General features: G+C 49.7%; 7 protein-coding genes. 3 read left to right on the top strand and 4 right to left on the bottom strand.

What is annotated here, in order from left to right; genetic code table 11:
* Nucleotides 1-124: 124 nt before the first annotated feature.
* Both CIK04_RS14300 and CIK04_RS14305 read left to right on the top strand, forming a co-directional pair.
* Nucleotides 125-1,384, top strand: coding sequence for a carbohydrate porin (locus CIK04_RS14300; protein ID WP_172665050.1), 1,260 nt, complete (start codon nucleotides 125-127; stop codon nucleotides 1,382-1,384).
* Nucleotides 1,385-1,459: 75 nt separating this feature from the next.
* Complete coding sequence (locus tag CIK04_RS14305; RefSeq protein ID WP_026050603.1) at nucleotides 1,460-2,311, top strand: MalM family protein; 852 nt, start codon at nucleotides 1,460-1,462, stop codon at nucleotides 2,309-2,311.
* 115 nt (nucleotides 2,312-2,426) lie between these two features.
* On the opposite strand, the gene CIK04_RS14310 is transcribed toward CIK04_RS14305, so the two are convergent.
* The 3 genes from CIK04_RS14310 to CIK04_RS14320 all read right to left on the bottom strand — a co-directional run bounded on the left by CIK04_RS14310 (nucleotide 2,427) and on the right by CIK04_RS14320 (nucleotide 8,464).
* Nucleotides 2,427-5,207, bottom strand: coding sequence for an amylo-alpha-1,6-glucosidase (locus CIK04_RS14310; RefSeq protein WP_097352463.1), 2,781 nt, complete (start codon nucleotides 5,205-5,207; stop codon nucleotides 2,427-2,429).
* Nucleotides 5,208-5,268: 61 nt separating this feature from the next.
* The gene (gene malE, locus CIK04_RS14315) at nucleotides 5,269-6,447 is read right to left on the bottom strand and encodes a maltose/maltodextrin ABC transporter substrate-binding protein MalE (RefSeq protein WP_017789926.1); all 1,179 of its coding nucleotides are present in this window, start codon (nucleotides 6,445-6,447) and stop codon (nucleotides 5,269-5,271) included.
* Between the two features lie 226 nt (nucleotides 6,448-6,673).
* Nucleotides 6,674-8,464 carry an alpha-amylase family protein gene (locus CIK04_RS14320; RefSeq protein WP_176463342.1) on the bottom strand — a complete coding sequence of 597 codons (1,791 nt, stop codon included), beginning with the start codon at nucleotides 8,462-8,464 and terminating at the stop codon, nucleotides 6,674-6,676.
* 223 nt (nucleotides 8,465-8,687) lie between these two features.
* On the opposite strand from CIK04_RS14320, the gene CIK04_RS14325 reads away from it, so the two are divergent.
* Complete coding sequence (locus tag CIK04_RS14325) at nucleotides 8,688-9,869, top strand: tetratricopeptide repeat protein (RefSeq protein ID WP_038968840.1); 1,182 nt, start codon at nucleotides 8,688-8,690, stop codon at nucleotides 9,867-9,869.
* A 63-nt stretch (nucleotides 9,870-9,932) separates the two neighbouring features.
* Here CIK04_RS14325 and pulA read toward each other — a convergent pair whose 3' ends face one another.
* Nucleotides 9,933-13,544 carry a pullulanase-type alpha-1,6-glucosidase gene (pulA, locus tag CIK04_RS14330; RefSeq protein WP_128824625.1) on the bottom strand — a complete coding sequence of 1,204 codons (3,612 nt, stop codon included), beginning with the start codon at nucleotides 13,542-13,544 and terminating at the stop codon, nucleotides 9,933-9,935.
* Nucleotides 13,545-13,565 lie beyond the last annotated feature (21 nt).

The following is a 13,565-nucleotide window of genomic DNA, read 5'->3' on the forward strand; positions in this document are numbered from 1 at the left end:
GTCACTGTTGAAACAACTGGGGACCTAGTCCCGTCTTACCTCTCTTCTTGAAAACACAAACTCTACTGCCTGGTGAGTGACTTCATGGAGAGATATATAAGAATAGTCCTTAATGGAGTTAAGAATGAAAAAAGTAAGTTTGATCGCTGCCGCAGTGGCTTCTACTTTAGCAGCGGGTACTGCATTTGCTGCGGGTACTGATGTGGTAACTGATGGTTGGGAAGTTCACGGTTACATGTCTTCTAACGTACGTGTTGTAGACGGTACGACAACAGACACAGAATTTGGTCGCCCAGATTACAAAACAGCAGGTACTCACGGTAAGAGCACCAACCAAGTTGAATTCGTTGTTAAAAAACACTCTGAGTACGAAAACGGTGTGTGGGCGGACTACGTCGTTCGTTCTGAGTTCGGTAACGGTAACTCTTCAGCTTACTCATCTGATGGCGACCAAAAAGTTGCTGACGAAGATGGTTTCGCGGTAAAAGAAGCGTTTGTTGAGTTAGGTGGCATTCTAGGTGAAGACACGTCAATTTGGGGTGGTCAACGTTACCTAAACCGCGCAGCGGGCATCCTGTCTGGCGAATTCTGGAAGCAATCTTCTGGTATCGGTGCGGGTCTACAAACCAAATTGGGTGGCAACACTGCGGGTATCGCTTATGTAATGGCGGATCCAACTGCAGGCAACGATGGCGCTGCTCGTGAAACGCTTTCTTCTATTGACCTATACTACTACGGCGTAGATGCAGGTATCGGTAGCTTAGATTTCGACCTGAAAATTGGTCGCCAAGCAAAACCTGGTAAAGACGACGATGGCGTTGGTGCATCTGTGACGTTGAACTCCAGCTACTACGGCCTAGATGGTTGGACTCAAACGGCGATCGCTTACGGTAACGGTATCATGCAAAACCGTGGTGTGAACTTTGGTAACTGGTCAGGCGGCGATGACAAGGCTGAGTCTTTGTTCTTCACTTCTTACGGTGTTTGGAACATTTCTGACAAAGTTCAGTTGGGTACTGAAGTGACTTACATCACTGCTCTTGATCAACTTTGGACAGCTGAAGGTTTGACTCGCTACATCGTAGCAGCGCGTCCTTCATACAAACTGAACGAAAACGTGCGTCTAGAAGCAACCGCATCTTACGGTCACGAAGAAGGTGACGAAGGTTACTGGGGTCGTACTGGTGATGCACTAGAAAGCAACATTCTAAACCTAGAAGTAGCAACCGCGTTTACTGCAAACTCTGACTACTTTGGTCGCCCACAAATCAAACCTTACATCAGCTACATCAAAGCCGACGATGAAGCGAGTGCAAGCATGATTGGTATCGACAATGGTAAAGACCAATTTGTCTTCGGTGTTCACACTGAAATTTGGTTCTAAACCGATTAGTATTAAAGGCAGCCAGAAGGCTGCCTTTTTGACTTTGTATCCTACAACCACATAGTGAGAAATATAATGAAAAACAAACACTCTTTGTTAGCTGTCGTTCTGGGTGCCTTGCTTGCCGGTTGTGCCTCGGATGCGCAAGTGCAAACCGAGTTGGCTCCCCCAACGAATGCAGAAGTTTGCTGTACCGAATTCTCTCAATTTCCTTACGCGCAATTAAACGATAAGGAAGACATCAAGTTTGATGTTGATCTGGCGTCGCCCGTGGGTACGTTTAGCCAAGGCAATAGCCATTTTGCTGCGTTCCGTTTTAGCGATCGTAGTGGTGATGTGACCGTTACGGTCTCGAGTTTAATGATCGACGACAGCGTTTTTGCGCCAGAAGTGCTGCTGCTTGATAATCAGTTTAAAGTCGTAGAAACCTTCAAACTGGCGGATTTTCAAATCTTGCCTTCGGATGCGTTCACCAGAACGCGTTACATTGAACGTTTCACAACCAATGCAGAACAAACCCCTTATTTTGTAATTTACACCCCAGCTGATCAGTTGGGCAAACAGGTCACGGTTGACCATCCTGCGAAGGTACGCGCCAAAGAGTTTGGTGAAGTGATGCCGATGGTGACCGATCCGGTTTATACCCATCGCTTGGGCGGCCGTGTTGAAGTGCAAGTGGAGACGCTGAAACTGCGCCCATTCCGTGCGATTGACCCTGTGAAACCCGCTGACGTGGCACCCGCCCCAGTGGTCGAAAAAGCCATCAAAGCGCAGCCAGAATCGCAAAAATTCTATTTATCGGCGATTGAACAAGCGGTCGCGAAGGGAGACATCCCGAAAGCTTTGAGCCTACTGGATGAAGCCAAAGCGCTGAACATTCCGGGTGCACAAGAAGCGTTTGTGAAAGCGGTGAACAGTAAAAAATAACGATTTTTGATTCGATAAAAACATCATCAAAAACAAAGGCGTTCCATCTGGAGCGCCTTTTTGCTTTGCAACCTATGATCTGGAGCTATGATCTGGATCGATGGTCTGGAATGGGTTAATCCTCTGCAAGGGCAAGATTGTCAGCCATGCGTTTTTGGCGTAAGTAATCTTGCTGCTGCAAGGCATGGTGCTTTCTTTGCCAATCAGGCTGAGCAAAGGAGAGATTTTCCAACAGAGCGTAGTGGGGTTTGTCTACCACGGTGAGCATTACCTCCGGTGCCAGCGGTTTGAGTTGGCCGTCACGAACAATAAACGAGTGCGCTTCATTCAGTGGGAAGGTTAAGTGCAACTGCGTGTCTTCCAGTTCAAGCACCAAGGTGAGCTGAACCTCGGGCTCCACGCGTTCTGGTTTTACACTGTAAATAAGCGTGTTGTTTTGCCCTGTGTTGTCCGGGTTCGTAACCGTGAACAGCAAAGCGTTGTGTTGGCCAAAAGGCAAGCGCGCCTTCACCTTGTGCCAGCGTGAGGGTAACTGTGGATGCAGGAGCATTCGCTTTTCAGCCAATCTTGGCATAAAGCCCAAATAATCTTGCTGAGCATTACGTGCAAACTCAGAAACGGACCACGCTTGTGCGTAGGTGCCTGTCATCACTAACGCGTTTTCGTCTTGCTGGAAGGCGTCGAGGTTTTCACTCATGGTGCCACGATGACCTTGGGTCAAAATTTGCTTAGCGAGATTCTTGCTGAGCTGGTAAGCGAAATCTTGTTGGCCAAATTGACACAATGCGCTCACGGTAAAGCCAGCATTCCAGCCCCAAATGGTGCCGTTGTGGTAGGCGGCGTCCTTATGGTATTCGCTGCGATTATCGTGATACGGATGAAAATCTTGATGGCTTTGAGTCAGAGAGCAGATCCCCCATGGAAATAACAATTGTTCAACGCAGTTTTTCACTAAATGCTGGCCAATCTCGGCAGCAAGCAAGTTACGTTTCATCGGGATGGTTAATGCCATCAACTGATTGGGGCGCTGGCTGAGATCAGCCTCGTCACCATGACGCAGACAATCGGCTAAACAGCGACGCTCTGGCTGCCAAAACTTGGCGACAAAGCTCTCTTGCGCTTTGGTGGCGAGCTGGTGGCAGTGTTGAGCAAACGACTCATCACCTTGCCAAAGCGCCAGTTGCTCGGCGATTTGTAGGCTCTCAAACCACAACGCTTGAATGTCATTGGCTTTCGGGCCGCGAGGTGACCACGGGATCTGCCCGTTAATTTTGGCGTCCATCCAAGTATCCGGATCGCGATGCGACATCAATCCATCTTCATCCAGATAATGTTCTTCAACGCCTTGGATAAAGCGCTGCACCACGGGGTAGATCTGCTGTGCAAAGGCCATATCACCACTGTAGTGAAGGTATTCCATGATTTCACGAATCATCCAAGGCGTGCCATCGGTGGTGTTGTAGATGATGTTGGTTTTGCTGGTGACTCGGTTAGGGATACGACCATGATTGACATCATCGAGGTCGGATTTTTGCATGGAGGCAAAGTTACTGATGATCGCTTTGGCTTCATCAAACAGGCCGTTAATCAATGACGTGCCGGACAGAGCGATGAAGGTATCGCGCCCCCAACAATCTTTAAACCATGGCAAGCCCGCCCAAATGCCTAAACCAAATTCGTGGCTGACGAACGTTCGACTGGCCAATCTCGCCCACATCACAGCGCGGTTATATTCTTGGTCATCGCAGTAGAAATCGTTGTCCGTGAGGAAGTGGTAGAGCTGATGTTGATGTCGTAAGTCAGCATGCTGGTAAGCCGCATTTTGCGCCTGCTGTATCGCGGCGTCTTTATCGTGTTCAAAGCAGAGGTAAAGGGTCAATAACGTGCTCGGTTGACTGGTGGTGATGCGCAGCTTGCAGTTCCCACCATCAAGATGAACGGCATAATCCAATGCAGGGCATTGCTCAAACGTCACCTCTTGCGCTTCTACGGCTTGGTTGGCACTCAGAGCAAGGAATCTTGGCGCGCCTTCGGGCACTCGTTCGGGGTCGATCTCAATCAACACGCATTGGCCATAGGTTTTTATTTGGCAATCGTTGAGGGCAATGTTGAGCTCAGGCACGATGGCTAAAGTGGTGGGCTCAACGCTTTGCACGCTTAGTGCCACTTGCCGTTGCCCTGAATGAACGCTCAAACGATCGCGACTGTGGCAGGCGTAGTGATGTTCAATGCCATAAGGCAGTAAGCGAGCACGGCAGGCTTCTGGTTTGTTGAGGAGCTGGCCGTCGACAAAGGCCGCAAAACCGCCGAGATACCAACCTTGATGATGTCGATAACGACCCGCGCCAACAAAGCAGTGCGTTTGACCTTCATAGTAGCCGTCGACGTTATCACCAAACACAAACGGGAAACGGCGGTTTTCTTCAATGGCCAATGTGTCAAACAGAGTGTCGATAGCAAGAGCATGTTCACGATGGGGCGCGTTTGGTGTGGGGCCACAGGTAGGGATCAACTGGCTATGCAGTTGCGCTCGTTCAACCTCGACTTCCGCATTGTTCGCCCCTTTGGTGGCCGTCAAGCTGGGCTGTGGTTGTGAGCAGTCGAGGGTTAAGGTGAATCGTTCGGTTTTTTGCGGATTGTAAACAAGATCATTGCCGATGCCTTGAGTGGCGATCAACGGCTGTGCGATCGCTTCATTCAGTTCAATCGCTTGGGTTGGGTGGGCGGAAAAGGTCCATTGCGCCGTGCCATCTTTATCGGCAATTTTAAACTGATGGCGATCGGCAGAAAGGACAACGCAAGCTTGAAGTTGCTGCGGTGAAACGGGCACAAACGGGGTATCTAATCCCCAACCATTGAAAGTCCCTTTAAGATACAGGGTGGGAAGCGTGTGCATGGTTTAGGTTCCTAAAACGAAAAAAGGCACAGCGAACTGTGCCAAGGATACGATGAAATCTTTATTTGGTAATTTGCTTCGCGGCCATGTCGAGAGCGTCTTTCACGCTCTGCTTACCTTGCATTGCGTTGTCAATGGCTGCGCCTTCGGCAAACCAGTAAGCCGTCATCTGTGGAATGTTTGGCATAATTTCGCCATTCTCGGCATTAATCATAGTGGATTTAATGCGCTCATCACTTTCTAAGATGGTTTGGAACGATTTCAATGTCACAGCGCCAAGTGGTTTGTCGTTGTTCATGATTTTTAGCGCCTCATCTTGGAATAGATAGTTTTCCAAAAACTCGACCGCCAAATCGGTATTTGGGCTAGCGGCGTTAATGCCGGCACTGAGAATGCCGACAAACGGATTGCCTTTGCCACCGTTAAGAGTAGGCAGAACGGCAACACCGTAATTGACGTTGAGTTTATCTAAGTTCCCCCAAGACCAAGGGCCGTTAATGGTCATCGCCGCTTCGCCTTTGGTGAAAGCCGCTTCCGCAACGGAGTAATCCATATCAGGGTTGAGGACACCTTGGTTGACCATATCCACCAGATATTGAAGGCCATGGATGCCTGCTTGGTTGTTTACCCCTGTGCTCTTGGCATTGTATCCGCCGTCGATTTTTTCAAAGGCAAATGCGCCACCAGAGGAGATGACTGGCCAAGTGAAGTAGGCATTTTTGATGTCCCACATGATCGCTTGCTTACCTTGTTTTTGCATCTGCTTTTGGATCTGTGGCAGCTCTTCCCACGTTTTAGGTGGCTCTGGCAGTAAGTCTTTGTTGTAGATAAGAGAAGGGGCTTCAATGGCCAATGGGTAGCCGACAATTTTGCCGTTAACCGTAACGGCATCCCAGCTGAAATCGACCAGTTTTTCTTTGAACTCTTTGCTCGGTTTCACTTCGTAAAGCAAACCCGCTTCGGCATAACCACCAAAACGATCGTGGGCCCAGAAAATGATGTCTGGACCACCGCCCGTAGCGGCATGTTGTTGGAATTTGGCTTCCAGTGACTCAGGATGCTGGACGATCACTTTCACGCCCGTATCTTGTTCAAATTGACGACCTATTTCGGCTAAGCCTTGGTAGCTCTTGTCGCCGTTGATCCAGATGGTGATTTCCCCTTCTTGCATCGCCATAACTGGCGCCGTCATTAAGGTGGCAAGCGTACAAACAGAAAGTGTTTTGATAATCGGTTTCATTGTTATTGTCTCGCGTAATATGTTCTAAGTGGAATATTACCCCTGACAGAACCCGCAGAGAAATAGTTAACACAAACAGTGATATAGAAAGTTTTTATATCAGTGCGGAGTAAAGCGGTCACAAGGTGCAGAAAGAAAGGAAGAGGCTTGTCCACAGAGTGCCAAACTGTGAACAAGCCCAAGAACTGTTTTTATGGGTCTTTTCTAATGGCCGTTTTTTCCACTGTTATAGCTCAAGTACCCATGCGCTGGCGGCAAAAGGGGGTAGGGTGAGCCAAGCTCGACCTTGACCGTGATTGACGTTCAGTTGCAGATTTTCACTGGCATGATGACTGGATTGGTCAGTGAGTTTATCCACTAAGGTATATTGACCATCCGCAAGTCCAAGTTGCGCGATCAACGCCTCAGGCAACACCACTTGGCATGTATTGCTGTGGTGTGCTGAAAAGTTGCTGGCAGCCAGTACCAACTGCTGAGAATCGAAACGAGCAAACAGATGGCAGAAGTGGCTCAATGCTTGTTGGTTAGTGGAGTACAAATCGCAATACTCACCGTTCATTGCTGAGTGGGTTAAGGTGAAGTTGAGTAAACGTACATAGAACGCCCGCAGCGCGCGTTGTTTCTCATTTAGTTGGCCGCCATCAAACTGGCCTTCATTCATCCATTTTTGATGCTCGGGCACGCCCACATAGTCAAAAATCGACGTGCGGCTGGGCAGGCCAAATCCGCCCAATTCAGCCCCTGCTTCGCCCACTTCCTGGCCAAAATAAATCATGGTGGGTGAGCTACTGAGTAAAGCCGAGACCAACATTGCAGGGCGACCAAACTCCGCATCCCCAGCAAACTGAGGCGAGGCGAGGCGCTGCTCGTCATGGTTATCGAGGAAGTGCAGCATATGGTGTTCGATGTCCATCATTTGCGCTTGGATCTCGCCGATGATGGCGGTCGAAGCGCGGTTTTGCATCACCGCTTTGAGCCCGTCGTACAAATCCACTTTGTCGTACAGATAATCCATTTTGCCCAAGTGAATGTAATCGCGGTATAGATGAGGCTGATACACTTCGGCCATCAAAAACGCATCAGGATTGCGCATTTTGATGTGTGAGTTGAGATAGCTCCAAAACTCGACAGGGACCATCTCGGCCATGTCGTAACGGAAACCATCGACGCCGAATTCGAGCCAATACAGAGCGATGTCGCGAAATTTCTTCCACGAGTCAGGTACGTCTTGCTGCTGCCAAAAGGCAAAGTGCTCTGCTGCGGTTTTCTGTGCAAAATCCGCTGGCAATTCGGCAAAGTCTTTGCTGCCATCGGGTCGCACACCGTAATTGACTTTGACCGTTTCATACCAATCATCAAATTGAGGTTTGGCTAAGCGCGAGCCGTTGCCGGTCCATTTGGCAGGGAACTCTTCGTAAGGCCACTGCAATTGTGGGTGCGCCTCGCCGCCGAGTGGGGTAAAGGGCGTTGGAAAGTCAGGCAGTTGAAAGGCTTGCCCTGGAATATAGTAAAAGTTGTTGTCTCGGTGATATTCGACAGAGGTGTCGTCATCAGCACCAAAGTCACGCACCCCTTCAGGGTTGTTTAATCCGTGATACTTGCGCGCAACGTGGTTGGGTACGATATCGATGATCACCTTCATGCCGTGGCGATGGGTACGCTCAATTAGCGCGGCAAACTCTGACAATCGTTCTGCCGGATTGTCGGCCAGATCGGGATTCACCGAGTAGTAATCTTTGACGGCATAGGGTGAGCCGGCACGCCCTTTCACGACGGCAGGGTGATCGTGCCCAATACCATAGTGTTGATAATCCGCCACCAACGCATGGTGTGGCACGCCCGTGTACCAAATATGGCTAATGCCAAGTTGACGAATTTCTTTCAGTGCGAGGTCGGTAAAATCACTGAACTTACCAACGCCATTTTCCTCTTTGCTTCCCCAAGGTCGGCTGTGCTGAACTTTGTTGCCAAATAAACGAGTAAATACTTGGTAAACGGTGAATTTTTGTTTTTTCATTTCACATTTATCCCATGTTTGTAGGGTCATTATTATTGGGGCAACTTAACGGATATGCGACGGCTTGAACTCATCCTTATCGGGGGCGTAGAGCGGATTCTCTGAGGCTATGTGTATACTTAAGTAACCTTAGCTCAAGAATTTAACAAATATGCCGTTAAACTTAGCAAGAAGCATGTTTTAATTAGGCTCAGAGTGAGCTGTTCAATAAAGAAATGACATTATGAGTATGATGGCCGTCGCCATTGGCGCTACGGGGCTGTCTTTGCTGCTGGTGTTTGTTTGGATGTTCTCCTTATCGTTAAGGAAGCAACGACTCGAACAAGAGCGAAAAGCAAGGGAAATTGCCAACCGCAAAGCAATCGAAAAAGCGCGAGAGCAAGAAAGACAAGAACGACTTTTCAAGGCCGAAGGCGGTCATATTCCGACGATCCTGTTTTTAGCCAAAGAAGCGGAGCGAACTAATTTAAAGGAAGCGCTCTATTGGTATAACAAAGGGGCACGTTTAGACAATGTGAACTCGATGTATGGCATTGTGCGCATGAGTGACCGCATGCGTGAAGACTTGATCCTCAAAGAACAAGCGAACTTCTGGCGTTTGGCCATTGCAGGGCTGGAAGGCAGTCTGGATGCGAAATTTGAAGCGGGCAAAGCCCTTGTTCATGGTCGTGGCATTGAAAAAAACTTACCCAAAGGCTATCGCTTAATTGAAGAAGCGGCGGTTCAAGGCAACTTGGATGCGATGCTGTTTATGGGGGAGTGGAGCCAATCGGGTGAGAATCCCGAGCGCTCGAACGATAATGCTTACCAGTGGTATCACAAAGCGGCAAGTAAAGGCAGTGTCGATGGGCAAATTCACCTTGGCCTCAGTTATTTAGCGGGAGTCGGAACCAAGACGGATCATGCCAAAGGTACCTATTGGCTTGAACGCGCAGCCGAAAGAGGCAGCGCCGAAGCCATGTTCCATGCGGGCGAAGCTTGGCGTGATTATGGCAAAACCGGCAATGCGTTGGCTTACGTGTGGCTGTTCTTGGCGTCTCATTTTGGTTATGAAAAAGCGCGCGCAATGCGTGATCAAGTGGCGACGAAAATTGGGGTCGACATCGTGGTGGGTTTGCAAGCGGTGGCAAAACCTTTGTTGAAAAAGCTTGAAGCGGGCAAAGTGGGTAAGCACGCCATCATTAAAGCGCTCAATAAAGTGTATAAGCGACCGAGTTATTTCCCTCCGCTTGAGGCCAATTTGGATCGCAGTGATGAGCCATTGGTGTTTGAAGAGATAGATGAGGGGCTACTGGCTGACACCATTAACCAAGAGCCTCAGCCACCAAGTGCTGGTGCCGATTCCTCTGCTGGCAGCGAGCTCGATTTCACTCAAGACCTGTTTTCCTCCCAACACAAATCCTAAACAAACGCCCGCATGATGCGGGCGTTGTCTTTTCTTACTGGTTGTTTTTCTACTAATAGAAACTTAACGTAGCTTCTCAAAGACCGCGACAGACCAAGCTGGAACCGTGAGTTTGCCATTCACGACCTGAGCCACTTTATCTTGGTTCTTCGCCAGAGAGTCATTGCCCGCATTGGTTTGCACTGCATGGAGCGTGTAGCCCGCTGCATCAAACTTGGCAAAGTCACTGACCATGCTTGGCGACGCGTTCACCACAATCACCACGCCATCACGCGTTGCATCAATGGTGGCATCGTGCTTATCACCACTGTTGTCGATGCTCATCACGATAAGCCCTGGTGTTTGTTCTGCGCCTGTGTTGTGGAACGCAACGCGTTTGATGATTTCACTGCCTTTGCCTAGGGTAAACAGACCAGAAGAAGCACGTAGTGCGGCCAGTTCGTTGAAGAACTTATCCATGTTATCGATGTCTGTGGCACTTGGCATGGCGCGATCGCTTGAGCCAGTGATCACGGCATCGATGATCGCCCAGTTGCTGCCGTCTTTGTCTTCGCGTGGCAGGCCAACATTCCAGTTGTTGTCTTGCTTAGTGAAGTCAACGCGGTTGTACCAATCGCCTGAGTCATACGAGTCGCGCTGCATCGATTTAGAACGCAGTAACTCGCTGCCCATATGGATAAATGGCACGCCTTGGCCAAGCATCGCGGTAGACAAACCCACAGCTTGCATACGTGTGCGCTCTGCGGCCGTGGTCGCATAGGCAATCTTGTACTGGTTGTTGTCCCACAGGGTTTGGTTGTCATGTTTGGAGACGTAGTTCTGGATTTCCCACGCATCTTGCGCGTAACCCGCGGGTTGACCGTTGTAATCCAACTCAGCACCAGTGATCGCTTTGCCTTTGCTATCGGTGAATGTGAAGGCTTTTAAGTTGCCTGCCATGCCCAAACGAGTCAGATCGGCAAGGTGCAGCGCAGTTGTCTTCAGCGCGGCGTTTTGCTCGTTCTTCTCATTCACCTGAACGTAAATACCGTTACCAAAGCCTTGATTTGAACGAAGCGAATCTTGGCTGTCGAATGGGCCACCGCCGCGGACTGCGTCACGAAGACGATCCGAGAATGAACCAATGCCCGTACCCGCAAGGTTTAACTGAGTGGCTTGTTTGAACATGCGATCGTTACCCACTTCACCGAAGTTCCAACCTTCACCGTAGAAGTAGACATTTGGATCGACGGCTTTGGCAGCAGCCAAGGTTTGCTTCATTTGCGCCAGTGGGTGGTGGCCCATCAGATCCCAGCGGAACGCATCGATCTTGTACTCTTTCACCCAAGTGCTAATGGAATCGTCAATCAGCTTGGCAAACATTTGGTTTTCCGGCGCCGTGTTAGAACAACAGGTCGATTGCTCCACCGCACCTGAGAACTCGTTCAGGCGTTGGTAGTACCAAGGCACAATGCGATCCAAGACCGATTTGGACGATACCCCTGATTCGTTGGTGTGGTTGTAGACCACATCCATCACCACGTTCATGCCGATCTCTTTTTTCACCGACATCACCATTTCACGGAACTCTTTGATTCTCACCATACCTTCAGCATCCGATGAATAAGAACCTTCTGGCACCGTGTAGTGGAATGGATCGTAACCCCAGTTAAATGAGTCTAGGTTGCGCACATGGCTGTTCAAACGTTGTACTACCGCGCTCTCTTTGCTGTCTTTTTTCGCCAGTGTTTCAAACACGGTGCTCAGCGTTTCATTGCTGTCGCAGTAGTTGCCGAAATCGGCATCGTTTTTCACGCTTGCATCCAGTTCACACAACTTAGCAAATGGCTGATTGATGTTCGCCACTTTGGTTGGGTCTTCATTGATGGTCGCAATATCAAAGGTCGGCAGTAGATGTAAGTGTGTAACGCCCGATTGAGCCAGTTTTTTGAGATGCTCGACAGGCGCAGCACCTGCTTGAGTAAAGGCTTTGTACTTACCACGATTGGCTTCGGTCGTTGAGTCATCCAGTGCCGAGAAGTCACGAATGTGCGCTTCATACAAGACAAACTCGGCTGGGTTTGCTTGGTTGTGTGGTGAAGAAAGTGCGTCCCATCCCGACGGTTTCAGCTCCGCGTTGGCCAGATCCACCACTTGGCTGTATTCCGAGTTCATCGAGAGGCTCAAGGAATAGGGGTCGGTCACTTGGTAGGTTTCGACCTTGTCTGTGGCTGGGTGATAAACCGTGACTTCGTAGCGGTAGAAATCACCGTGTTTGAGTGCGGTGTTTTCTGCTACCCAGGCACCGCTGGTGGCATCAAATGTCATTACGATGGCGGTTTGTGCTTGTTTATCAGCATTGTACGGGATCAGCTTGACGCTCTGCGCCGTTGGAGCCCAAAGGCGGAATGTGGTGGTGCTGTCTTGGTTGAGCACTGCACCATAACTGAGCTTGGTCGCGGCCGCGGCGTAGAGTGCATCCAATGCGCTGGCAGGTTGGACTTCGGTTGCTTTAATGACGCCTGTCGCATCGCTTGCCACCAAGATCAATTGACCTTTCAGCAGATCTTTCAGCGCGTTACCTTCGCCACTAAAGTCCATTTCAAAACCGATAAAATCGTTGCTCAGATGTGGCTTGGTTTTGTTCCAATCGGCGCTCGCTGCTTTGCTTGAAGTGATTTGTTTGGTTGCACCCGTGACTTTTTTGCTGGCGCTATCGAAAGCCAGTTCACCGCTTTCTGAGTAGTAGAGTGTGACGCTGGTGGCGTCTTTAGCGTTGACTAGAATCACGCTGTCATCGGCAAAAATCGCGCTTGCGCCCGCCAGTTCAACTTGTGCCACAGGCTTTTGTGCCAATGCGGTGTAGTACACCTTGTTGGTGCCTTTAAACACAAACGCGACATTGCCAATCGCGGTGGTTTTATCAAACTCAAACTTAAGGTCTGAAGTTTGGTAGTCGCCGTTGGATTTGTTGTTTGGAATGATGTTGATGCAGCCCTCTGCGCCTTTCACTGGCAGATCCCAATAGGGTCCGTACACATCACTAAAGCCGGTAGGTTCCATACCTGGCCATGTGGTAGCGTTGCCATCAAAAGCGCCGCAGGTGTCGTTGTTCCAAACATGTAAGGTGAAGTGCCCTTCATCGCCATCTGGCGTGTTCATGTAAACGCGTGCCGTGTTGGCCGGGATGTCAGAGCTTGAGATCAGCTCTGGGTAAACGGCGGCCACACCTTGTTGGGTGTAGACGGCGTTATTTTTGCCTGTTTGAGTCAGATCGAGTTTGGCATCAAAATCGCCAAGGGGTTTCGCCCCATCTACACGAGGAATAAAGTTGATGCACTGGGTCGCTTCGCTGCGCACTTGCAGATCCCAGTAGGCACCAAACTTATCGTCCACGCCAGTGGGTTTCATACCTGTGCCCCAATCATCATGGCCTTCGTCGGTTTCGGCGTAGCCACCACAGGTGTCGTTATTCCAAACGTATAACGTCGCTTTGTCGTAAGCGCTGCTGTCAGCTGCTGCTCGAGTTGCAGTTTCGCTCGCTTTGAAATAGACACGAGCCACTTTGCCAGTGTCTGGTTGTGGGTTCGCCGTCTCTCCATCGTTAGAAGAGTTACAGCCAATGAGCAGTGAGGTTGCCATTATAGGCATGATGGCTTTCGCCAGCAGAGATAAGTTGAAAGGTTGTTTGTTCACGTTCTATATCCATATGCGTAA

The organism is Vibrio sp. 03_296 (genome assembly GCF_002265885.1).

Bases quoted from the DNA above. Each gene is read 5' to 3' on its own strand.
- CIK04_RS14300 (WP_172665050.1), top strand. From the start codon at position 125: ATGAAAAAAGTAAGTTTGATCGCTGCCGCAGTGGCTTCTACTTTAGCA.
- CIK04_RS14325 (WP_038968840.1), top strand. From the start codon at position 8,688: ATGAGTATGATGGCCGTCGCCATTGGCGCTACGGGGCTGTCTTTGCTG.
- CIK04_RS14320 (WP_176463342.1), bottom strand. From the start codon at position 8,464: ATGAAAAAACAAAAATTCACCGTTTACCAAGTATTTACTCGTTTATTT.
- CIK04_RS14310 (WP_097352463.1), bottom strand. From the start codon at position 5,207: ATGCACACGCTTCCCACCCTGTATCTTAAAGGGACTTTCAATGGTTGG.
- malE (WP_017789926.1), bottom strand. From the start codon at position 6,447: ATGAAACCGATTATCAAAACACTTTCTGTTTGTACGCTTGCCACCTTA.
- CIK04_RS14305 (WP_026050603.1), top strand. From the start codon at position 1,460: ATGAAAAACAAACACTCTTTGTTAGCTGTCGTTCTGGGTGCCTTGCTT.